Here is a 20,540-nt window from a genome sequence, read left to right on the forward strand (position 1 = left end):
ATTTCTTTTCTCTGAGGTGCGTCACGCTGCGCTGATTGCGTCTACTGCCTTTTCGACGGCTGCACGGGTTTGTTCCAAATCAGCCTCGGTAACTGCCAAGGACGGGTAAAGCTTGCCGGGGGATTTGAAGATTCCGTGCGCGCGCAACGTATCGTTGTAGAGTGTGTTGCGGTGTGGATCGTCATGTTTCGCACTGCGATAGTCACGACAGGCAGCATCGGTAAAGTAGATATCAAACAGTGTCTCATCGCCGCAAATCTGATGCGAAATACCCGCCTTTGTCAGCGCATCCACCTGCATCTGCTGCAATACCGCACCCGTCGCACGCAATTGGTCATAAACGCCGTCGCGCCGCAGAATCTCCATGGTCTTGAGACCCGCGACCGATGCCACGGGATTGCCGGACAAGGTCCCCAACTGCATCAGCCAGCCTTCCTCACCTACCTGAGTCTTGTCGAAATGTTTCATGATCTCAGCACTCGCGCCCAATGCAGCCAGAGGGAAACCACCGCCGGTAATCTTACCAAGGGTACAGATATCCGGCGTGACGCCGTATTTTTCCTGCGCACCGCCATAGGCCAGACGGAACCCGGTGACGATCTCATCAAAGATCAGCAGCACATCGTGTTTGTCGCACAGATCCCGTAGCCCCTGTAGATACCCGGGCAAAGGCGGAATGATCCGTTGCAGCGGCTCGACCATGATCGCGGCGACGTCATCATGTTCATCCAGCAGGGTCGACACGGCATCCAGATCGTTGAAGGGCGCGATCAGCATTTGGTCGGCCACACCTTCGGGGATACCGGCGCTATCGGGTACGGCCTGTGGAAAGTTGACCTGCCGGCTTGGGGCAAGGCTCATCTGCGCCTCGGCACTCATCCCGTGATAACCGCCTTCGAATTTAAGAATCTTGTCGCGGCCGGTATAGGCGCGGGCCAGGCGGATTGCGTACATGTCCGCCTCACCACCCGACGCGACAAAGCGGATTTGCTCGCAGCATGGAACCGCGTCAACAATCGCCTCGGCCAGTTCGATGCCTTTTGCGTTGTTGGCAAAGAAGGTCATGCCTTTGGGCAGTTGTTCCAGCACGGCCTCAATCACTTCGGGGTGGCCATGACCCAGCAGCATCGGACCCGAGCCAATCAGATAGTCGATAAATTCATTTCCATCCTCGTCCCAGACATGGCTGCCTTCGCCACGTGCAATGATGATACCGGGGTCGAAATTGCCAAATCCCCCGGCGGGCAAGACGGCGTTCGCTCGGTCGATCCATTCGGCTTGAGTATTGATTTTCAGCATTTCACACGATCTCCGATACAGGGGAACCTAGGATATCCGGGTCTGGCGCAACACCTAACCCCGGCCCGTCCGACGGGGCAATCCTGCCATTCACACGGTTTGGCGCATCCGGGCAGATGCGCGGCGCAACATAAGACGACAGATCACAGGTGTTCAACAAAGATCCGTGTGGAGTCGACGCCGCAAAGTGCAGTGACGCCGCCGTCACGATGTCTGACCCCCAGGTGCATTCGGCACAGATCTCGGCCCCCAGATGGACGGTCAGGTCGCGCGCGCGCCGCATGGCTGAAAGCCCACCGAACTTGGACAGTTTCAGCGCCACCGCGTCCAGACAACCCAATTCGTGCGCGCGCAAAAGCGAGGCCAGATCATATGCGTTCTCGTCGATCTTCATCGGTAATCCAGTTGCCTGCCGAACAGCAGCACAGTCCTCAAGCGTTTTGCAGGGCTGTTCCAGCATGATGTCCAGATGGGCAACCGCCCGTCCCGTGCGCGTTGCTTGCAGCCGCGACGCCCCGCAATTCCAATCGCCATAAACCAGCGGCCCCTGCCCCACGGCCTCACGCACCTTGATCAGACGTTCGGCATCGGCCTGCCAGTCGCCTTCGACACCCAGCTTGACCTGAAACTGGCGAATGCCGGACTGGTAAGCCGCCTTGGCGATCCGGGCCATTTCATCCGGCGCGATGCAGGTGATCGAGTGGTAAAGCGGCATATCCTTCCGCGTCCGTCCACCCAGCAGAGCATAAACCGGCTGACCCGTGGCCTTCCCGAACAAGTCCCAAAGGGCGATATCGACGATGGATTTTGCATATTGGTGACCCGGAAGAAATCCGTCCAGCTTGCGCATCGGCGCATCCACACCAAACGGGGACATTCCAAGGATTTCCGGCCCCATTTCCGCAACAGCAGCCGATACTCCACCGGCATATGCAGGCAGGTAATGGGGAATTGGGCAAACCTCTCCCCAGCCTTTCAAACCCGTATCCGTCTCAAGGCACAGGACTTGAGAGGTCACGATCGCGCAGGTCTTACCCTCGGCCATGTGATAGGTTTCATGGCTGGTCAGGTCGACGGACCAAAGCGTTATCTTTTTAATTTTCATTTATATATTCCAACCGGTTCACCCAACGCGTCTTCGTCGGGATACACGCCAAGTCCGGGAACCTCGGGCAGGTGCAAGTGACCGTCGGTATTGCGAGGACCGCGTCCACCGGCAATGTCCACTGTGATCATGTCCTGACAGGCCCAGACGGCGTGGCAGTTTTCGTCGGGAATGGTCGCGGCCAGGTGCAGCGCCTCGGTATCGGCCAGGACCGAGCCGCCGGTGGCCATCACGAACATGTCGATGCCATGCGCCAGCGCGATATCCCGCATCCGCGCAGCTTTGGTCAGCCCGCCAACACGGTTCAGCTTGATCCCGAACACCTCAGCCAGCCCATCGCGCGCAATACGGGCGGCATCTTGCAAGGTGACAAGGCTTTCATCCACCGAAACGGGCGAGGCATGACGGCCCGATATCGCCGCGATATCGTCCAGCGTTTCACACGGCTGTTCGAATATTACGTTCAGGTCCTCACAGGCGCTCATCACCCGCAGGGCCTGTTGCCGGGTCCAACCCCGGTTGACATCATAGAGGACGATCTCACCCGGTTTACGGATGCTCTCGACATCGCGAACGCGGGCGATATCGCGTTCAACATTACCGCCGATCTTTACCGAGTGTGCGACATACCCACGACTGCGATACCGATCGATCACCGTGCGGGTTTCTTCGATGGTTTTCGCCCCCACCGAGGACGCAATCGGGCGCGGCGTGCGCGACCCTCCGCCCATCAGATCGGCAATTGGCAACCCCGCAGCCTGCCCTGCAATATCCCAGCAGGCCATATCGATTGGACTTTTGGCATAGAGGTGGCCGGGCAAGGCGGTATCCATCGCGCGCTCAACCTCCAGCAGCTTGCGCGGATCAAGGCCCAAAATGAACGGGGCCATCGTCTGAATGCCTGCACGGATGCCCGGGCCATGCGCGGGCACGTAAGTATGCCCCCAAGGGGTACCTTCACCCCAGCCGACCACCCCTGCATCAGTTTCAATCTTTACAATCGTTGCGTCGAGCGTTTCGAACTTCAGCCGTCCGCCGGACAACCAATAGGGATGTTCCAAAGGCAGGTCGACTTGGTAAACGGTGATCGATTTTATCTTCATGACACATATTCCGCCACCGGCGCACCCAGGCTTTCGAAATCAGGCTTCACACCAAGTCCAGACGCATCCGGGGCATAAAGCTTACCATCCTGCGACATTGCCCCGCCAATTCCGGTGGATCGCGTATTGTAGTTAACCAGATCGGTTGTGTTCTGAAGATATTCGGGCGGGGTGGAGGCGGCAAAATGCGCAACGACCGAGGTCGCGATCTCTCCGCCCCATGTATCCTCGCTGACCACGGGAATTCGGTTATCAATCAGATAGTCCCGCACCCGCCGCGCCTTACTGAGCCCGCCGAGGTTCGAAATTTTCAGACAGCAAATCTCGGCCCCGCGATCCGCAACGATCCGCTGGGCCATCTGGATGTCGGTAACACATTCATCCAGCTTCATCGGCTGTTCAGCCACGCGGCGCACTTGCTGGCATTCCTCGTAGGTGCGGCAGGGCTGTTCCAGTATGAAATCCAGATCGCGCGTGGCACGGGCGACCCTGATCGCATTGTCAACGCGCCATCCCTGATTGGCATCGGCCATCGCCTTTTCGCCCGGTTCAAGCAACGGCACGGTGGCGCGTATCCTGTCAATGTCGCTGGCCCAGTCGCCCCCGACCTTGATTTGAAACTGCCTGTAACCCTGATCGCGACAGGCGTTCATCTCGGCCACGGTCTCATCCACCGCTTTCTGCGGCGCGACCCGGTACATCGGTGCGCCATTGGTCAGTTTGCCGCCCAGCAGCATCCAGACCGGCTGATCGCAAGCTTGCGCTAGAATATCCCAGCAGGCCGCATCAAACGGCGCCTTGGCATAGCCGTGACCCCGCACCAGATGGTCCATCAGTTGCTCGATCCGACCTACGTGCCGAGGATCCTCCCCCAGGAGTTTCGGAGCGACCAGCCGCGCCAGCGACGCGACGCCTTGGGAATACGCGACCATGTAGTTTTCACCGCAAGGTGTGAACTCACCACATCCCTGCAACCCGGCATCGGTGTCGATTACCACGACCGAGGCTATGGCTGTTTCAATCGCATTGCCCGCGCCCCAGACATAGGCACCACCCACATAGGGCAGCCCGGTCTGGTAGATGCGGATGCGGGTGATTTTCATGCGGCATCCAATGTCATGGGATCACCACTATGTTGCCGATATGCTGTTTTGCGATGAAAGCAGCCTGAGCGTCGCGCAGGTCCTCTAACGGATAGGTTGCGGCAAGGGCGGGCTTGATCTGACCGGTCTCGATGTATTTCACGATGTTCCGCATTACCTGCGGGTCGATCACGGTCGAGCCGGTAAACGTCAGGTCACGCAAGTAGAAAGTGCGCAAGTCGAACTTGACCATCGGACCAGCAATCGCGCCGGAGCAGGTATAGCGCCCGCCGCGTTCCAGAATGTCGATCAGATTCGGCCAGTATGGCCCGCCAACCACATCCGCGACCACGGTTACCTTTTCTTCACCAAGGGCCGCGCGCAGGTTTTCTGGCGCACGGGGCAGGATGCGATCCGGTCCCAGCTTGGCCACGTCAGGGTGCTTGATCCCGGACGCCATCGCAATCACCCGCGCACCGCGCCGTTTGGCAAGCTGGACCAGAGCACCGCCCACACCGCCCGAGGCGCCGGGCACCAGCACCGTATCGCAGTCCGCCACGTTGGCGCGGGTCAGCATGCCTTCGGCCGTTGAATAGGAGCAGGAAAACGTCGCCAGTTCGGCATCTGACAGGTTCGATTCGATTGGAAGCGCGTTCACCGCAAGCGTTGTCGCATATTCGGCAAAACCACCATCGCGCTCCGAGCCATAATAGCCTGTCTTGTCCATGTTTTCCGGATCATCCGGGTCGCGCAGCCAACCATCTGTGATGACGCGTTGACCGATGCGTGCGCTGTCGACACCTGCACCAACAGCTACGATTTCCCCGCAGATATCGGCCCCCTGAATGCGCGGAAAGGTGATCGGATTGCCGCCCCATGTCGGGTCGTCCTCACCCACCTTTTCAAACGCACCGCCGGTTGTCGCGTCTGTGACGGTCTTGGAATACCATCCCGACCGCGTATTAACATCGGTATTGTTCAGACCACAGGCGGCGACCTTGATCAGCACCTCGCCTGCCGCGGGTTCAGGGCGCGGCCAGTCGGTGTGCAGCACCATTTGCTCTAACCCGCCATGGCCCATGGTGACCATGGCCTTCATCGTATTTGGCAGGGCCATCAGGCGGTCTCGAATGCCGCGTCAGTGCGCGGCAGCAGGCTTTGCGGATCATAGGCGGGTTCGCCTAGCACACGCGCGGTACGGGGTTTTCCGTGGATCACGACCTGCAGTGCGGTTCCGGGCCGCGCCGCCTGAGGATTGAGATAGGCAAAGGCCAGGATCTTGCCGATCGTATGGCCATAGGCAACCGAAGCGGTCGATCCCACAACGCGCCCATCCAGCATCACGGCTTCTCCGCCATGCCCGTCGGCCACGCCGTCCGGCTCGATCTCAAGATACGCGCAGATCCAGGGCAGATCGGTGTTAAGGGTTTTCTCTTTGCCCAGATAGTCCTTATCGGTGCGGGCAAAGCGCAGGACGTCGGCCTCGGCCAGAGTGACCTCATTGGTCAATTCCCCCGCACCTTTGAAACCCTTCTCCATCCGCATCACGTTCATGGCAAAGCTGCCATAGTCGGCGATGCCATGCGGCTCACCTGCAGCCCAAAGCGCGGAGTAGACGTCAAAGCACGCAGCGTTGGGCATGTGGAGTTCCCACCCCAACTCACCGGCATAGGACATGCGGAAGGCCCAGACCTGATGCCCCGCAACAGTGATTTCCTGTGCGGACAGCCAGCGGAACCCGGCATTGGTTAGGTCAGCATCGGTGCAGCGCGCCAACACATCGCGCGACCGGGGACCGTTCAGCGACAAGGCCGACCAATCAGCGGACAACGCCGTGATCTGCACATTCTCATCTGCGCGCTGTTGCGCAAGGTGATCCAGCAGGCGTTGTTCGAAGAAGGCCGCACAGACCAGATAGAACCGATCCTCAGCCATGCGAACGATAGTGGTCTCCAACTCGATCCGGCCGCGCCGGTTCAGCATGTGGGTCAGGGTGATCGAGCAGACCTTTTGCGGCATCCGGTTGGCTGTCAACCGGTCCAGCAGGGCGTAAGCGTCTGGCCCCGAAACCTCGACTTTAGTGAAGGCGGTGACATCCATGATCCCGACGCGTTCACGCACCGCCTTGACCTCGGCCGCGACCATGTCGTCGGCGGGCGTCCGGCGGAAAGAATATTGATCACGCTGCTCGACGCCATCCCGCGCAAACCAGCGGGGGCGTTCAAAGCCGTAGACTTCTTCATGCACCGCGCCTTTGGTTTTCAACAGCTCATACAGTGGCGACGGCTTGATTGGACGCCCCGCAAGCCGGTTGAAATGGGGAAACGGGATTTCATGGCGCAGGCAGTAGTCTTCTTCGGCCTTGATTACCTGCCACTCCTTATTGGCATAGCTGCCAAAGCGCCGCGGATCGAACTCACGCATTGAGATATCGGCGGCCCCATGCACCATCCAGCGCGCCAATTCGCGGGTCAGGCCGGGACCCCAACCGATCCCGATCTGCGTCCCGCAACAGCACCAGTAGTTCTGAACGCCCGGCGCAGGCCCAATCAGCGGGTTTCCATCGGGGGGATGCGAGATCGCCCCGTGCACATCGCGCTGGATGCCCAGCTCGGCAAAGATCGGCATTCGGTTCAGGCTTTCCTCAAGCCATGGCATCACCCGGTCATAATCCGCATCGAAAAGCCAGTTTTCATATTCCCACGGGCAATGATCGTGCCAGACCGAATTCGGATTCTCTTTCTCATAGATTCCGATCAAGCCACGCTGCTGCTCCATCCGGATATAGCCCGAGACCTTGCGGTCATCGCGGATCACCGGCAGCTCCTTATCGAGGTTCTGAAACTCCGGTACAGGCTCGGTCACGAAGTAATGGTGCGTCATCGAGGTCATTGGGAGTTGCAGCCCCGACCATTCGCCCATTTGCCTTGCATAGGTGCCACCGGCGTTCACCACGTGCTCACAGGTGATGGTGCCATGTTCGGTTTCAACCACCCATTCGCCACTTTCGGCCTGGGTAATGTTGGTTGCGCGGCAGTTGCGGACGATGCGAACACCTTTCTGACGTGCCCCGGCTGCCATCGCCATGGTCACGTTGGTCGGGTCAACATGGCCGTCATCGGGCGTGTATAGCGCACCCAGAACGCCTTCGAGATTGTAGAACGGGTGCAGAGCGGCCACCTTCTCAGGGCCGACAAGTTCGATATTGAACCCCAACGACCGGCCCACCGACAAAGTGTGGCGCAGCCAGTCCATCTCATCCTCGGTATAGGCCAGACGGAAGGACCCGCAGCCATGCCATGTTACCGGTTGACCCGTTTCAGCCTCTAACGCGCCCGAATACAGCCCGATATTGTAGTCGACGCATTTGCCCAGCCCGAAACTTGACGTCGAATGCGTGATCTGGCCCGCCGCGTGCCAGGTACTGCCGCTGGTCAGTTCAGCCTTTTCCAGAAGAACGGTATCGTCACCCCAGCCTTCATGCGCCAGGTGATAGGCCAGACCGACCCCCATGACACCTCCGCCCACGATGACGACGCGAGCATGTGACGGCAGATTCTTCTCGGACATGATTTTTCCTCTTCCCGAGTCGCGTTTCTGCTCGACAGGCTAATTCCACATTTGTACCATCGTCAATCATGAATGACACAAATGTATCATATACAGTTCTAGACAGACTATCCCGCGAATGGGATGCCTTGACGCCCGAAGCGCAGAAAGCCGCGCGTTACGTGCTGGAAAACCCAACGGATGTCGGGGTTTCGACCGTGCGCGAGATCGCCGAAGCCGCCAACGTAAAGCCAAACACGTTCGTGCGCATGGCCCAGCAAGTAGGCTTTGAAGGTTACGAGGATTTCCGCGCGCCATTCCGCGACGCGATTCGCAAAGGCACGGTGTCGTTTCCCGACCGCGCCCGCTGGCTGCAGGATATCGGAAAGTCCGGCGAACTGGGTGGCCTCTATGCCGACATGGTCGGAGCCGCGATCCGCAATATCGAAGAAACCTTTGCAGGGATTGATGCCCAGCGCCTTGAGAAAGCAGCCGAAACGATCTGGACTTCGCGACAGGTGTTCACGCTGGGTGTCGGCGTCAACAATTCGAACGCGCGCAATTTCACTTATCTTGCCTCGACGGGCATGAAGCAATTCCATGCCATCCCCAGACCCGGTTCCACCCCGGTGGACGATCTGGCCTGGGCTGATGAACAGGACGTGCTGATTGCCATTACATGCCATCCTTACCGCACCGAGGTAATTGAGGCGATCAAACTGGCGCGGCAACAAGGTTTAACGGTCATCGGCATTTCCGACAGCCCTGCCAGTCCGGTCATACTGAACGCGCAGCACGGTTTTGTCGTGGCCGCCGACACGCCGCAATTCTTCCCGTCTTCCGTTTCGACCATTGCTTTGCTGGAAACGCTGCTGTCCTTCGTGATTGCGCTTTCCAGCGATGAGATCGTCGAGCGCGTGGCACGATTTCACCAACGCAGACACCAACTAGGCCTCTACGCGGAGGAGCCCGAATGAACGCACCGCTGACTCATTCCCTGGACGCCCGGTACTATACCGATCCTGCAATTTTCGAGCGCGAGATGCAGGGGCTTCTGGCGCGAACGTGGCAGTTTGCAGGCCATGTGGCGCAGGTGCGGGAAACAGGCGATTACTTTGCGTTCGAGATCGCCGGGCAGAACTTGTTCTGCATCCGCGGACGCGATGGAGAAATCCGCACTTTCTACAATGTCTGCCAGCACCGCGCACATGAAATGGTGACGGGTGCGGGTAATACCCGCGTCGTCGTCTGCCCTTATCATGCATGGACGTATGAGCTGTCCGGTCAACTGCGCGCCGGACCAAACATCAAGTCTGTACCTGGCTTTGACCGCAGCGCGATCTGCCTGACCGCGGTCCGGACCGAGGTGTTCAATGGTTTTATCTTCGTCAATCTCGACGACAACGCCGCCTCGATGGATGAGTGGTACCCCGGCGTGCGCGAAGAAATCCACGCATTTGTGCCTCAGATTGACGATCTCGAACCATTGGAATGGGTCGAGATACCCGAAAACTGCAACTGGAAAGTCAGTGTCGAGAATTACTCGGAATGCTATCACTGCCCGACCAACCATCCGACCTTTGCCGAAGGTGTGGTTAAACCTGAAACATATGACATCCAGCCCGACGCGAACGGCGGTTATGTCCTGCGTCACACAACCGAATGTCAGAGCCTCGACAAGATGACCTATCCTATCGACCTGACGGTACCACACGCGGGCGATTATCAGTCTTGGTTCCTTTGGCCGATGTTTTCGTTCCAGTGCTACCCGGGTAATGTGTTGAACACTTATCACTGGCGCGCGAAGGACGCGGACCACTGTACCGTGTTCCGGGGATGGTACACCGAGGGTGGTTCGGAAAGCGCAGTGATCCGGCAACTGGCCGTTCAGGATCGGGAAACCACGGTTGAGGAAGACATCAGGCTTGTTGAAAGCGTCCACCGTGGCCTCAAGTCCCGCGGCTATCGCCCCGGTCCGCTGGTGCTGGATCCGGGATGCGGGGTGATGTCAGAACATTCAATCGCCCGGCTGCAACAGTGGATGCGCGAAGCCGTAGATTAACACGCCAAGGGGTCTGCCCGACCACCACTAAGAACGGACATCTTTGGCGTCGATTTCCTGTGCTTTCGTCAGCAAAGCCGCGTAATTCCAGCGCTGGAGATCAGAAAACAACTGTTTCAACCTAACTAGAAGGGCGCAGGGACGCTTTCACATGTTGTCGCTGAATGTTTGACTGCTCTCGGTGTTAGCTGGCATCCAACACTTTACGGGCAACGCGAAAACACTCCAGCGCCTGCGGAACACCGCAATAGATGCCGACAACGTGAATGATGGCCCTGATTTCCTCTTTTGACACACCGTTGTTGATCGCGCCTTTGCAGTGGATTTCCCATTCATGCATTTTACCCAAGGCACCAATCATCGCCAGGTTCATCATCGACCGGGTCTTGGCATCAATCACGTCATCGCCCCAGCCGAACCCCCAGCACCAGGCTGTCATCGCTTCTTGAAATGGGCGGGTGAAGTCATCGGCAGCTGCCAGGTTCTTTTCCACATATTCCGCACCCAAGGTGCCTTTGCGCTGCTCTAACCCTTTCAGAAAAAGGTCTTCGTCGAAAATATCGGCCATGAAAGGTCTCCGGTTCTTCAGTGCTTAATTGAAACAAATGCAAGTTTAGGGCTGCGGCGCAAGACCTTGCCGAAGGTGTCTTGTCGCAATCCAGTCGGCAGTGCTTTCTAAACGGTCGCCCATCGGTGCCGTGAAACCTCCACACCCCGATCTGGCAAAGGGCGCAACGCACGGCTGATTTTCCGGTCGCTAAGCATTTCTGGCCAACGTGACCGCGATGAACAAAAACAGTGAGAATTTTGACATGAACAAGACTCTGTTGACCGACCACGTTTCCAGCCTGTCAGGCCGGGTGCGGGAACTTGCCCCCATGCGGGTCCGTAACTTCGACGGCCTGACTGACGCGGTGGTGTCGGCATGAAGCTGGTTTGCGATCTCTCAGTCACCTCACACCCGCCGCGCAAGACCCCCACCCTATCGCTCGATTTCGAACGCCAAGTATACAGGCGCTTAGGGTCGCCTGTTGATCTGAGCTCAGTCCTGCATTTGACGCGAAACTCGCCCGCTTATCGCATTGGAGAGACAGGTACGCTAGAAAGTGTTGGCGCGAATACAATCCGTCGAGATCACGTTTATGGAACGGGCAGCTTCAAAGGCGCGTTGTTCGAACCCGAAGCAACGAACCTGCTGCACTATTCAAATGATTTCATGGCGCAATACTGGAGCGGGTACTGGTATAAGCCTGTATTCGCAGCTGGGCATACAGCGCCGGACGGCACCCCTACGGCGATGACGTGGAATTGCGCGGACACGACTGCCGGTCCCGACGGCGCGCGCGGGGGTCTTTTGGTGCGCGACAGTACCCCTGCAGGTGAATCAACAGTCAGCATCTGGTTGCGCGCAACTGCGCCAGTTGCGATGCGGTTCGGACATTCGGACCAAAGCTCGCGGATCATTAACATTTCAACAGAATGGAAACGTTTCAGCCACACTGGCGACCTACCCAACAGCCAAGGTCGTATCTTCATTCTAAGTGAGACAACAAATGAAGATATCGACGTCTATATTTGGGGTGCACAGGTCGAGTTTGGGGCAACCGCAACTTCAAACATAACATCCGAGGGCGGCGTTGCAGTACGCGGTTCGGATATGGCAGGCATTTTCGGTATCCATGGAACATTCAACGTCACGGTCATCTATGACGATTCAAGTCGGGATATTTTCAGGCTTCAAACGATCAGTGATGGATGGTGGCCTGCAATGACAAGAAAACACGTCAAGCGTATCCTAATCGAGTGATAAATAGCCTTCTTTCAAAGGTCCGTTTTGTAGGAGAGAGTGGGTAGGGCCGCAATCGCGGCCTCAAACGCGTGCTGAATTTCCCAGGTGGGACTTCGGGTGGTACTATAGGCAATTGCAGTTGACCCTCGACCGTCACGCTTGGTGGGTCAGGCGGCATACCAGCAGCACCCTCTGACCCGGGGCTTGTGGACCGACGTGCGCCTAATAATCCGGCTCACGGTTTATGGGCTTTAAGAAAACTAGGGCAACCGTAAAACAGGCCTAACAAGTTCTGGAAAAAGCGAAATAGAGATCGCTGGGCAGGCCGTCTATTATTCGTGATGAAACACTCAGATTGTTCTTTTCGCCTTCGTCAATAGGGTCATTTTCTTACACTCACAACACTGCGACCGCCTTGTTTTGCTTTGCACGTCCGCCGTCGCAATAGTCTTTCACAACGCGGCCAGGTTAGCTTGCGATTGGATGACAGATATGACACCCAGCGAACCAATTCGGGCGGGACGGGACGCTGGTGATGAGACGATTGATGATGGTTGGCACACCCCGCACAGGCACAACCCTGGCCCAAAGCTTGATCGCCTGCCACCCTGACGTCTTTTCGTTTCCCGAAACTCACTTCCTAACTGCGTCTATCAAACCGATAGGAGAAAAGAACGGCATTTTGGTGCGCCGCCCAGACAAGCTTGTTCAACGGTTTGTCGCCTCGATCGACGCGGGAAGGCACCACACTGAAGTCCTGCCCCGCTTTTCGCACCTTGATTTCATCAAGGCGCAAATCTGTCTTTCCCACGCCGCACGGTTTTGTTTGAACGCCTTGGATGTGCTGACGGAGTTGAACGGAAAAAACATCTGGCTCGAAAAAACACCGGCGCACCTGCGAAGGTTGAATTGGATTGTCGCTGCATCCACCGACAATCCGGTCACTGTTATTCACATGCTGCGCGATCACATGAGCACCGTTCCATCCATCGTAAAAGCCTCTGCGACTTGGGTAAACCCAATGGACGCCGATGGCGCATTGGCATTGTGGGAGGCCAACCTGCGCCACCACCAACGCTATCTGGGGGTCAAAAACCATGTTTTTGTCGACTACAACACTCTGGTCGACGATCCGCTGCAGGTCATGCAGGCATTGTTTCTAAACCTGGGGATGGACTACCACCCCCAGTTTCTGGAACGGCGCGTCGACATTTCCCAAACCCTTGTTCGGGCGGAGGAGGTGTGGAAAACAAACAACCTTGCCAGCCAAATCACAAAACGCAAAGTCGATACATCTGATGCTGATTTGGAGTCCGGAATTCGGCAACCATCCCCAAGCAGCATCGCGCTCTACCAAGACCTCTGTGCGGCCGCGTTATAGCAATCGCGTCTTTAAGCATACGACGCAACGGCCCGCGCCGGTGGCAGCCAATCTGCAAACCCCTATAGATGCAATATAATATCCGCTTGGAAAATGGGTGTTGACCAAAACGATGCCTCGGGAACAACCAATCCCCTCGCCACTTCGCGTTCGGCGTTTTCTACTGGAACACTTTTGGCACTTCCCCTAGTTGGACCATACTAAACCGCCTACCCTTGGGGATTTTACTGTGTATCGGAAAGTTTTCTCACGGAATCCCTATCGCAAGAAAAGCCATCCCAGAGACTTAATCAGAAAGTTGAGCCTTTTTTTCTTCGGCTCTGCGGAAATCGCTCTGATTCGATGGGTGCCAGCGTATCGAAATCGGATACGAAAGGGTTTGAAACGACCCGTTGATCTGATGGTAGTTGGGGCCCAAAAATCGGGCACAACCTGGGTTCATGAACAGCTGCAAAAGGCGCATCTTGCAAACGTTGCAGAAGAAAAAGAGTGCCATCACTTCGATCGCGGACGGATGGGAACAATTCATGCCTATCTGGACCAGTACACCGACGCATCCAATGACTTGCCCATCGTAGAAGTTGCACCCGATTATGGCCCGTTGCGCCGCTGGCGTATCGAAGCAATCCGCGCCTTGTTTCCCGATTTGCGCATTGCCTTTATTGCCCGAAATCCGGTTCAGCGGGCTTGGTCCGGGACGCGCATGGAAACATCTTTTGACCGAGGATGGGACCTTGCGCGGGTTCCGGTTCGCGATCTGGTGCAGCATCTTAGGCTGGGGCGGTCGATCAGCTATGGTAGCTATGCCGAGCAGATAAAACGATGGCGGTCCGTTTTTGGCCCTGATCGCGTGCAGGTGTTTCCCTTTGAATATGTTTCCGAAAAACCAGACGTGCTTCTCAGGCTACTTCTGTCGCATGCCAAAGGTCCGGTTCCCGAAAAAATCGAAAGGCTCACTGCTGCGGTTTTCTCGGGCAGTACGACCGTCCTTCCCGACGCCGTGCGAACAATATTGCAGCAAAACTATGTTGCCGAAATCGATCGTTTTGCTGCGGTGCTGGGTGGCGACGCCACGACCGACCCGTGGGACGGGCTGCTTGAAAAATGGCATCGGGACGCAGCCTCGATGACGCTGGGCGCTGAATGTGATCGCACCCTCCTTTTTCTGTGTGGATTCGCACCCAACTCCAGGGCCAACTCGTCAGGTCAAAAACTGGCTTACGCTAAGATCGTCGCGTTGGCAGCACGGTTTGGAAAAGTCAAAGTCATATATTTCTTGAACGAATTGGATTCCCTTGACCAGTTCGAGACGACTTGGCCTGAAAATGTTGAGGTCCTTCATGTCATCCGGATCACAAAGCGAGACAGGCTGATCGGTGCGCTTCGCTATCCCGGCCTGCCATTTTTCGCCTCTGCGCGGCGCGTGTCAGGAAGGGCGGTGATAGATCAATGCCTGACATCTCCGGAGTTTACCGACTTTTACGCTGATTTTACGCAAGGGCTTGCCGCCGTCTCGCCGGAAGATATGTCGCTGTTCACGTTTCGCCAGCATGACATCGTCTCGAAACTGTATGATCGCAAGGCGGAACAGGCTAAGAAAATCCAGGCGTGGCTTTTTACGCTGGAGAGTAAGAGAACGCGTGCCTGGCAAGAGAAAGCGTGGGGCTCGGTGATGCGCATCCGAACGCTGTCCCCTGAGGACGCGAGCCAAATAAGGGACAGTCACCCCGGAAAGGATATCAAGGCTGAACCGGTCCGGGGCACGTTCGATATGTCCCCGCTTCATCGGAATACTGACACGGTTGTCGCCGGAAGAATAGCATTCTGGGGCAACATGGCCCGTCAAGAGAACGCCGATGCCGTTGTTCATTTCGCCCGGAACTTGCTACCCTTGGTTCGCCAGTATGTCCCGACTGCCCGGTTCTGGATTGTTGGAGCCCATCCAACCCCCGAGGTTCAAGCCCTGGCCAGCGACGTCGTGCACGTCACAGGGTTTATCGAGTCACCGCTTGAGTTATTTTCGACGATTGATGTCGCCGTTGCGCCGCTGAGGCTTGGCTCTGGTGTGAAGATCAAAGTTCTTGAAACGCTTGAGGCGCAGATCCCAACGGTTGTTTCCCCCACAGGCGGAGAAGGTATCCCCAATCACCCTTTGCTGACCGTATGTCCCGACGACACGCGATTTGTGAACGCCGTTGTTTCGACCCTGAACAGTAGCAAATCAAAAAGATGCAAAAACACCGCCCAATACAATGCCTGCTGATGGGCAACACCACCCCATCCACAAATGCGCCGCCGCTGCCGGGCGGCTTGCAACCTTAACAGGCGTTCTTGCAGGGGTCGTTGAAAAATCAACGTGATGTCCCGCCATTGCGGGTGTGTTGAACCTGATTTATACCAAACAAAAACACTCCAAGGTTGTAGAAATGATCTTTCGGCAGGGACCCGTCGCGGTCATTATGACCTTGTACAAATGCGACCGGTTGGACCTGTTTGAGATCGCGCTGGCTTCGGTTGAGGTGCAACAAGGCCTCAATAGTCCGCCACGCATCTATTTGTGCTGTGACGGTCCTTTGCTGGACTCTCACGATGAATGGCTAGAGAATAATCAAACCCGTTTTTATCGGGTTATCAAGAACCAAAAGAACATCGGGCTTGCGGCCTCATTGAACCGGCTCATCGACAGCCTGGAAGACGAAGAATTTGTTTTCCGAATGGATGGTGACGATATTTCTGAACCCGAAAGGTTCAGCGTTCAGATCGGATTTATGCGCGACAATCCCGATGTTTCACTAGTGGGATGTCAGGCATGGGATATCGATGATACCGGGCAGAGAATTGCGACGCGCGACTTCCCCTTGAGCCGCGAAGGCTGTAGCAGATCGCTGACCAAACTTAATCCCGTTCTGCACCCTGCATATTGTATCCGGCGCAGTGTTTTAAAGAACCCTAGTATCCGCTACCCTATCGCTTATCTATCTGAAGATCTTGCTTTTCTTGTAACCCTCACCCAGCATGGCCTTGCTTTTGCCAATACGCCCGAACGCTTGTTGAGCTGGCGTTTGGGATCAGCCTTCTTCACACGGCGAAAATCTTTACGTCGGGGGTTGGCCGAACTGAAATGGTACTCTCGCGCTGTACGCTTAATACACGGGCTGATCACCTATCACTATGTCTACCCTATGGCGCGCTTGTCTCTGCGGATCATGCCGGTTGGCCTGCAACATAGGATCTACCAAAGCGGTTTTCGCAAAGCGTTGACCGGCAATCCGGTTCACAACGCGTGATGCATTGATACCATGCGCCAACTGTTTCAGCTTTTCCTCGTTTCTCTGCCATTCTGTGCAATGGCGAAACCCGGTCTGTTTGGCAACTTTGACGCCAACCTAGCGTTGTATCCATTCCTTGCTCTGGCCTTCCTGCTCATCTTGGACGGGTCGATCCGGGATGCTCTTCTCCGGCGTGGGCCCGAAGGTTTCCTACTGCGCGTGCTGGCAGTTCTCTTTTGTCTGGCAAGCGTAATGACCCTGTTTCACGGTGCTATTTTGCACGCAGAAGGGGTATCGGCCTATAATACAAATCCTCTGCACAAGGGAGTCATCACCAGTATTGTTCCCCTTTTCATTATTGTGCTGATCTGCACCAGCGTTGTGATCGGAGAACGCCTGCCACCTTGGACATTGCAGCGCTGGATAAACATGTCATTTTCGGTTCTGGTGGCTTACACATTGATGCAGATTGCGTCAGTGGTTGTAGCAAACCCCGTTTATTCCGCGATCTGGCCCATACTCGAAGGGGCCCGAGACAATCTTGGCCTCTCGTATATTCAACGATTTGGCCGGATCAACGGACCAACAACGGAGCCGGCCGAGCTCTCTAAGCTGATTATCGTCTATTTCCTACCGTGGTTTGTTTTCCCGGCATCTGGAAACATCCTATTTTCAAGGGTGATACTTGTGTTGGTGCTGGGCATCGCCTCACTGGCGCTGTCGGGTATTTTTCTGGTTCTGGTCGCGGTCGTGCTTATCCTGTTGTCGCAGCGCGTGCCCGGAGTCAAAAAGGCCGCTTTGATTGCAGCCGGATTGGCGGCGCTTGTCCCGGTTCTTTTGATCGGGGATGTTGTGTTCGCCCGGTTAATCGCCCGGGTTGCCGACATTCAAACAGACCCTTCGTCAATTATCCGCTTGTACTATAATCTGACAGCGGCCCAACTGGTTTGGGAACACCCGGTGTTCGGTATTGGATGGTCAAATGATATCTATTACTTCCCTCAACGGGTTGCCGATATCTCGTTCCTGTGGGAAGTGCGTGAAAATCTCGCCACCGGGGATGCGCTGACCGCGAAAAGCCTTTTCCTGCGGCTCAGCATGTACTTGGGCATACCGCTGATGTTTGGTTTGGTGGTGGCGATCATTGTCAGCCTGCGCAGTGCAGCAAAAACCTTACCAGAAACAGACGCGGCGCGGACCAGAACCACATTCCTTCTGCTGGGGGTGGCCTCGATCATCGACGGTGGCATCCTCACCTCATTCTACATGTGGTGTGCCCCTGCTTTGTGTCTTGGGGTACAGATGCGCCACAGACGAGAAGCCCGGTTTGTGCGTGAAGCAGGTAATCCCAACACTTTAAGCGAAGCTGTTGGATGAGATCGTTTGCTGCCCTTCTTTTAAGTGCGATGTCGCTTCGCGTTCTGGCCGCGGTTGCCTCGTATGTGAGCATCCTATTTTTAGGTAAGTGGCTGGCCGAAGATGACTTCGGACAGTTTGCGACAGTTCTCAGTTCGACCCTATTGCTCACGACGGTTGTGTCGCAGGGGGTTCCGATGGGATTGCTTCGGATTATAGGAGAGCTTAGGGCGACCAAGCGGCAACACCTGATCACAAGCGCCGTGGCGTCAACCTCAAGACTGCCGCTTGGCCTGTCATTCACGCTTTTTGCGGCCGCATGCTGCCTATGGCTGTTTTGCGAAGATAGCAGAGGAGGCTCGCCTAGCTCTGCCGTTGCGCTTTTGGCCAGCCTTTTCCTGTTGCCTTTCTATTTGATGGTCGAAATCAACGCGGCTGTCTTGCGCAGTTTCGACCATATAACCGCCGCATTGGCACCGCGCGATGTAGTTTGGCGGTTCGCTTTGGTTCCGCTGGCCTATTTCATGGCACAGAGTTTTACAGCAGGCGGGCAGTTCTTGCCGCTGCTTTTCTCCTCAATCGTTGTTTTGGCGATTCTGGTAGCGCTTCAGAGACGTCTGATCAGAAAGCTGCTGGTGGGAGTACGGCAATCCCCCCGCAACAGGGCCGAAAGCACTTTTGCTTTCGGGCAGAACCTGTCGATGGTTACGCGCCGGGTTTGGGTCACAAACATAGCCACAATAGGGATCAACAATCTGGATATCCTCGCGGTGTCGGTGCTCATTTCAACTCAGGACACCGGCCCGTACTTTGTGGCATCGCGAACAGCGGCGCTGGTGTCGTTCACGCTGAATGCAGTTAACATCGTGCTTGCGCCACGTTTGTCTGCGGCACATTTCTCGCAGGATAAAGCAGGCTTGCGCCGCGACCTTAGATCTGCCGCCATCTTGTCATTCTTATCAGCAACGCTTGGGTTTGGCATTCTACTGGCTGCCGGAGGATCAATCCTGTCCCTGGCCGATCACAGCTTTGTCGTCGCCTATCCGGTTCTATGCATTCTTGCTGCGAGTCATTTCCTGAATGGCGTCACGGGACCGTGCGGTATACTGCTGAACATGACTGGCCACGAAGCCCTGAATGCGAAAATCTCTGTCGCATTTCTGGGCTTGTCAGTTCCGGCCATCGGTTTGGGGGCGTTTTTCTACGACGAGGTAGGCATTGCAATCGGAATGGCTGGAACAATGAGTGTTTCTCAATTGACGATATACGTGACCAGCAAGCGAATAACCGGTTTCGACAGCTCAGTTTTAGGTTTTTTTGGTGCGCGGAATTGCCGTTGCATATCCCACTAAGTCGATCACGCCGTCCCTTTAGTCAGATTATCTGAATGACACCGCCGCTGCCGCCGTGCTCTGCCAGATCGGTCAACACAACCCAGTTCGCGGCAGTATGAATATCCTCTTGCGCATATTTCATTCGCGGCGCGATCTCATGGTCGGCACAGCGTTGCAAAACTACTTCACCATCCCCCGTTGCAGAGACCGCGGAGGTGCAAGGTGTCCTGCAGCATGTTTCAGCGTTTTTGTGTAAAGAAATACTCACGTTCTTGGAACGGGATGCCCGCAGATTCCGCAAGGCGCAACGCGTTTGGCCCAATCAGGAACATGTGGTCCGTTTGTTCCACAACCGCCCCCTTTCCCGCTTGGAATTTTCGTGGTCAGGCGCCTATCCAAGGTTTTTGGTACGAGACGGTCAACGAGACCGAGGCGACATTTTCAACGCATTGGCCTTAACGAATATCGCCAGTTTAAGGAACAACACTTACTTGAAGGCCTGCGAACGACGCCACCACAAGGGTAAAGTTTTCGAACTGCAATTGATCGGCCCAGATCTCTATTCCTTTGGCTTGCCTGTTGCATCGCATTCAGCAGCATTTGGAATAAGTGTCACATAATTAGCATTTTTTCTGCTCGCTGCCGACCTGAGATAAGGGAATCTCAGCCTCTCTTCCCTTCATTGGTTATAGATCAATGCTCAAGGATCTGGCTTAAAAAGCGCTTGGCGCGATCGGTCATGCGTGTGGATCGACGGCATTGAGTTTGCATGTTTCGATCATCGAGGCGAGGTTTGCCCAATTCTGAGCTTCGGCCTCATGGCCAGCGAAGAGGGCATTTTTGCGGTTCAATGCAATCGGTCGGATTGTGCGTTCGACGCTGTTGGGTCCAGTTCCACGCGGCCATCTTCAAGGAACACGGTCAGGCCGTCCCAATGTTTGGCAACATACCCTTGCCCCGGACACGATAGAGCCTGACCCGTCAACGGCCGAAACCCACCGGTAGCTGGTGTCATGGCAATTCCGCTACAGTGATTTTCCGCCCTGATGCTTGCGTAGTGTTTTGAGCGGCAATGGCGGGATGCAAAAAGCCTCGCGGGTTGCGAGGCTAAGATTTTGTTTTATATACGTTTTTTGGTTGCGGGAGTAGGATTTGAACCTACGACCTTCAGGTTATGAGCCTGACGAGCTACCGGGCTGCTCCATCCCGCG

At 56.0% G+C, this 20,540-nt stretch carries 17 protein-coding genes, 1 tRNA gene and 1 pseudogene; 9 read left to right on the forward strand and 10 right to left on the reverse strand.

What is annotated here, in order from left to right; genetic code table 11:
- Window positions 1-21: 21 nt before the first annotated feature.
- Genes AC2FIT_RS10595 through AC2FIT_RS10620 form a run of 6 tightly spaced genes read right to left on the reverse strand, consistent with a single transcriptional unit; the run spans window position 22 to window position 8,159 of the window.
- On the reverse strand, window positions 22-1,299 hold the full coding sequence (locus tag AC2FIT_RS10595; protein WP_496829229.1) for an aspartate aminotransferase family protein: 1,278 nt from the start codon (window positions 1,297-1,299) through the stop codon (window positions 22-24).
- 1 nt (window position 1,300) lies between these two features.
- Window positions 1,301-2,404: a mandelate racemase/muconate lactonizing enzyme family protein gene (locus tag AC2FIT_RS10600; protein WP_496829232.1), complete on the reverse strand. Its 1,104-nt coding sequence runs from the start codon at window positions 2,402-2,404 to the stop codon at window positions 1,301-1,303.
- A complete protein-coding gene (locus AC2FIT_RS10605) occupies window positions 2,401-3,507 on the reverse strand; it encodes a mandelate racemase/muconate lactonizing enzyme family protein (RefSeq protein ID WP_496829234.1) in 1,107 nt (368 codons plus the stop codon). The genes AC2FIT_RS10600 and AC2FIT_RS10605 overlap by 4 nt, the downstream gene beginning before the upstream one ends.
- Window positions 3,504-4,610: a mandelate racemase/muconate lactonizing enzyme family protein gene (locus AC2FIT_RS10610; RefSeq protein WP_496829236.1), complete on the reverse strand. Its 1,107-nt coding sequence runs from the start codon at window positions 4,608-4,610 to the stop codon at window positions 3,504-3,506. Before AC2FIT_RS10610 ends, AC2FIT_RS10605 begins: the two co-directional genes overlap by 4 nt.
- Before the next feature lie 13 nt (window positions 4,611-4,623).
- On the reverse strand, window positions 4,624-5,706 hold the full coding sequence (locus AC2FIT_RS10615; RefSeq protein WP_496829238.1) for an alcohol dehydrogenase family protein: 1,083 nt from the start codon (window positions 5,704-5,706) through the stop codon (window positions 4,624-4,626).
- Window positions 5,706-8,159, reverse strand: a complete 2,454-nt coding sequence (locus tag AC2FIT_RS10620; protein WP_496829240.1) for an FAD-dependent oxidoreductase — start codon at window positions 8,157-8,159, stop codon at window positions 5,706-5,708. The genes AC2FIT_RS10615 and AC2FIT_RS10620 overlap by 1 nt, the downstream gene beginning before the upstream one ends.
- 68 nt (window positions 8,160-8,227) lie before the next feature.
- Here AC2FIT_RS10620 and AC2FIT_RS10625 point away from each other — a divergent pair, with 68 nt between their 5' ends.
- Window positions 8,228-9,115, forward strand: coding sequence for a MurR/RpiR family transcriptional regulator (locus tag AC2FIT_RS10625; RefSeq protein WP_496829242.1), 888 nt, complete (start codon window positions 8,228-8,230; stop codon window positions 9,113-9,115).
- Window positions 9,112-10,200, forward strand: coding sequence for an aromatic ring-hydroxylating oxygenase subunit alpha (locus tag AC2FIT_RS10630; protein WP_496829244.1), 1,089 nt, complete (start codon window positions 9,112-9,114; stop codon window positions 10,198-10,200). Before AC2FIT_RS10625 ends, AC2FIT_RS10630 begins: the two co-directional genes overlap by 4 nt.
- A gap of 184 nt (window positions 10,201-10,384) precedes the next feature.
- Here the strand turns inward: AC2FIT_RS10630 and AC2FIT_RS10635 are convergent, their stop codons facing one another.
- Window positions 10,385-10,768, reverse strand: coding sequence for a carboxymuconolactone decarboxylase family protein (locus tag AC2FIT_RS10635; protein ID WP_068337906.1), 384 nt, complete (start codon window positions 10,766-10,768; stop codon window positions 10,385-10,387).
- Window positions 10,769-10,985: 217 nt separating this feature from the next.
- Here AC2FIT_RS10635 and AC2FIT_RS10640 point away from each other — a divergent pair, with 217 nt between their 5' ends.
- The 7 genes from AC2FIT_RS10640 to AC2FIT_RS10670 all read left to right on the forward strand — a co-directional run bounded on the left by AC2FIT_RS10640 (window position 10,986) and on the right by AC2FIT_RS10670 (window position 19,347).
- Complete coding sequence (locus AC2FIT_RS10640) at window positions 10,986-11,129, forward strand: hypothetical protein (RefSeq protein ID WP_496829246.1); 144 nt, start codon at window positions 10,986-10,988, stop codon at window positions 11,127-11,129.
- Between the two features lie 125 nt (window positions 11,130-11,254).
- Window positions 11,255-12,007: a phage head spike fiber domain-containing protein gene (locus AC2FIT_RS10645; RefSeq protein ID WP_496829248.1), complete on the forward strand. Its 753-nt coding sequence runs from the start codon at window positions 11,255-11,257 to the stop codon at window positions 12,005-12,007.
- Window positions 12,008-12,524: 517 nt separating this feature from the next.
- Entirely contained in the window at window positions 12,525-13,370 is an 846-nt protein-coding gene (locus tag AC2FIT_RS10650; RefSeq protein ID WP_496829250.1) for a sulfotransferase family protein, read from the forward strand.
- 400 nt (window positions 13,371-13,770) lie between these two features.
- Window positions 13,771-15,633 carry a glycosyltransferase gene (locus tag AC2FIT_RS10655; protein WP_496829252.1) on the forward strand — a complete coding sequence of 621 codons (1,863 nt, stop codon included), beginning with the start codon at window positions 13,771-13,773 and terminating at the stop codon, window positions 15,631-15,633.
- A gap of 115 nt (window positions 15,634-15,748) precedes the next feature.
- Window positions 15,749-16,657: a glycosyltransferase gene (locus AC2FIT_RS10660; RefSeq protein ID WP_496829254.1), complete on the forward strand. Its 909-nt coding sequence runs from the start codon at window positions 15,749-15,751 to the stop codon at window positions 16,655-16,657.
- Window positions 16,658-16,669: 12 nt separating this feature from the next.
- Entirely contained in the window at window positions 16,670-18,016 is a 1,347-nt protein-coding gene (locus AC2FIT_RS10665) for an O-antigen ligase family protein (RefSeq protein WP_496829256.1), read from the forward strand.
- Window positions 18,013-19,347, forward strand: coding sequence for a lipopolysaccharide biosynthesis protein (locus tag AC2FIT_RS10670; protein ID WP_496829258.1), 1,335 nt, complete (start codon window positions 18,013-18,015; stop codon window positions 19,345-19,347). Before AC2FIT_RS10665 ends, AC2FIT_RS10670 begins: the two co-directional genes overlap by 4 nt.
- A gap of 22 nt (window positions 19,348-19,369) precedes the next feature.
- Here the strand turns inward: AC2FIT_RS10670 and AC2FIT_RS10675 are convergent, their stop codons facing one another.
- The 3 genes and pseudogenes from AC2FIT_RS10675 to AC2FIT_RS10685 form a co-directional block, all read right to left on the reverse strand.
- On the reverse strand, window positions 19,370-19,597 hold the full coding sequence (locus AC2FIT_RS10675) for an isoaspartyl peptidase/L-asparaginase (protein ID WP_496829260.1): 228 nt from the start codon (window positions 19,595-19,597) through the stop codon (window positions 19,370-19,372).
- 472 nt (window positions 19,598-20,069) lie between these two features.
- Window positions 20,070-20,272: pseudogene (locus tag AC2FIT_RS10680) on the reverse strand (IS66 family transposase); the annotation flags it as partial.
- Between the two features lie 191 nt (window positions 20,273-20,463).
- Window positions 20,464-20,540: transfer RNA gene (locus AC2FIT_RS10685), tRNA-Met, on the reverse strand.

This window comes from Ruegeria sp. YTSA135, assembly GCF_059610165.1.

What these genes read in the sequence shown, in the direction of transcription:
- AC2FIT_RS10595 (WP_496829229.1), bottom strand. Translation starts at nt 1,299, where the DNA reads ATGCTGAAAATCAATACTCAAGCCGAATGGATCGACCGAGCGAACGCC.
- AC2FIT_RS10600 (WP_496829232.1), bottom strand. Translation starts at nt 2,404, where the DNA reads ATGAAAATTAAAAAGATAACGCTTTGGTCCGTCGACCTGACCAGCCAT.
- AC2FIT_RS10605 (WP_496829234.1), bottom strand. Translation starts at nt 3,507, where the DNA reads ATGAAGATAAAATCGATCACCGTTTACCAAGTCGACCTGCCTTTGGAA.
- AC2FIT_RS10610 (WP_496829236.1), bottom strand. Translation starts at nt 4,610, where the DNA reads ATGAAAATCACCCGCATCCGCATCTACCAGACCGGGCTGCCCTATGTG.
- AC2FIT_RS10615 (WP_496829238.1), bottom strand. Translation starts at nt 5,706, where the DNA reads ATGGCCCTGCCAAATACGATGAAGGCCATGGTCACCATGGGCCATGGC.
- AC2FIT_RS10620 (WP_496829240.1), bottom strand. Translation starts at nt 8,159, where the DNA reads ATGTCCGAGAAGAATCTGCCGTCACATGCTCGCGTCGTCATCGTGGGC.
- AC2FIT_RS10625 (WP_496829242.1), top strand. Translation starts at nt 8,228, where the DNA reads ATGAATGACACAAATGTATCATATACAGTTCTAGACAGACTATCCCGC.
- AC2FIT_RS10630 (WP_496829244.1), top strand. Translation starts at nt 9,112, where the DNA reads ATGAACGCACCGCTGACTCATTCCCTGGACGCCCGGTACTATACCGAT.
- AC2FIT_RS10635 (WP_068337906.1), bottom strand. Translation starts at nt 10,768, where the DNA reads ATGGCCGATATTTTCGACGAAGACCTTTTTCTGAAAGGGTTAGAGCAG.
- AC2FIT_RS10640 (WP_496829246.1), top strand. Translation starts at nt 10,986, where the DNA reads ATGAACAAAAACAGTGAGAATTTTGACATGAACAAGACTCTGTTGACC.
- AC2FIT_RS10650 (WP_496829250.1), top strand. Translation starts at nt 12,525, where the DNA reads ATGAGACGATTGATGATGGTTGGCACACCCCGCACAGGCACAACCCTG.
- AC2FIT_RS10655 (WP_496829252.1), top strand. Translation starts at nt 13,771, where the DNA reads ATGGTAGTTGGGGCCCAAAAATCGGGCACAACCTGGGTTCATGAACAG.
- AC2FIT_RS10665 (WP_496829256.1), top strand. Translation starts at nt 16,670, where the DNA reads ATGCGCCAACTGTTTCAGCTTTTCCTCGTTTCTCTGCCATTCTGTGCA.
- AC2FIT_RS10670 (WP_496829258.1), top strand. Translation starts at nt 18,013, where the DNA reads ATGAGATCGTTTGCTGCCCTTCTTTTAAGTGCGATGTCGCTTCGCGTT.